At 72.9% G+C, this 1,238-nt stretch carries 1 protein-coding gene and 1 pseudogene; both read right to left on the bottom strand.

Going from position 1 to position 1,238, the window contains the following annotated elements:
• The coding region (locus ACEN88_RS32155; protein WP_413346266.1) for a protein kinase domain-containing protein at window positions 1–556 on the bottom strand (556 nt) is incomplete at its 3' end.
• Window positions 553–1,238, bottom strand: a pseudogene (locus ACEN88_RS32150) (hypothetical protein); the annotation flags it as partial. The gene ACEN88_RS32155 and the pseudogene ACEN88_RS32150, both read right to left, overlap by 4 nt.

Genomic DNA, 1,238 nt, shown 5'->3' with positions numbered 1-1,238 from the left:
CCAGCACCTCCAGCGCGCGCGCCGGGTCGAGCCGGCCCACGCGCGCCAGCAGCGTGTCGAGGTCCTCGCCGTCCAGGCACTCCATGATGATGAAATAGCTGCCGGTGGCCGGATCCTGGGCCCAGTCGTACACGCGCACGATGTGCTGGTGCGCGAGCTGGCGCGCACGTGCCGCTTCCTCGATCAGCAGCTTCGCGTGCAGCGAGTTTTCCGTGAGCCGGGGCGGCAGGATCTTCAGCGCCACCTGCGCACTGTGGCCCAGTTCCGCGTGCGTGGCGAGGTCCGTCGCCTGCCACACCTCGCCCATGCCGCCCTGTGCGATCAGCCGTTCCAGCCGGTAGCGGCGGTTCACCGGCCCCACTTCCTGCGTGGCCATCAGGCCGATCTCGGTGCCGGCGCGCACGGGCGCGGCCGGCGGCGGATCGGCGGAAGAATCGGCCGGATAGGCAGCATCGAGGATCGCGTTCTTGCGGCTGTCGAATTCCTGGCGGCTCAACAGGCCGTCCTCGTGCAGCGCGCGCAGTTCGCGCAGCTTGTCGATCGCCGTCTGCATCATCCCCGCGCCGGCAGCGGCGCGCCGCACGTACCGCAGAACCGGTCGCCGGCCTGGGCGCCCGCGTGGCGGCAGGCCGTACCCGCGATCAGCGCGCCGCCCAATTGCGCCTGCGTGGCGAGCGCCGTCTTGTTGACGTCGTTCTGCAGCGCGAGCAGTTCCAGCTGGTGGCGCCGTTCGCGTTCCAGTTCGTCGTTGCGCCGCGCGCGCTCGCGTTCGACCTGTTCATCGGCGAGGCGCGACGACGTCAGCGCCGCCAGCTGCTCCGCGCTCATGCCGGCCTGCGTGCGTGCCTTCAGCACGTCGGCCAGCAGCGCGGCATTGGTCGCGCCGGCCACCACCAGTTTCGTCGTGTCGTCGACGGCGCCCAGCGTCTCCATGCGGCGCAGCTCGTGCGTGCGCTCGGCCGCGAGCAGCTCGGCCTGCAGCACCGCGCGGGCTTCCTCGCCATCGATCGCCACCCGCTGCAGAGCGGCATCCGCTTCGATCGTGCGCAGCAGCTTTTCGTGCTGGGCCAACGCGTCGGCCTGCGTCCCGTCGCGGCGCAGCGCTTCCACGCGCTGGCGTACGGCTTCCACCTCGATGGACTCGGCGCGCTCCGCCGCCCGCAGCCGCGCCGCATGGTCTTTGGGGGGGGGGGGGGGGGGGGGGGGGGGGGGGGGGGGGGGGGGGGGGGGGGGGGGGG

This window comes from Massilia sp. CT11-108 (assembly GCF_047302915.1).
Lineage (GTDB): Bacteria > Pseudomonadota > Gammaproteobacteria > Burkholderiales > Burkholderiaceae_D > Telluria > Telluria orientalis.
This window is presented reverse-complemented; position numbering and strand designations above follow the sequence as displayed.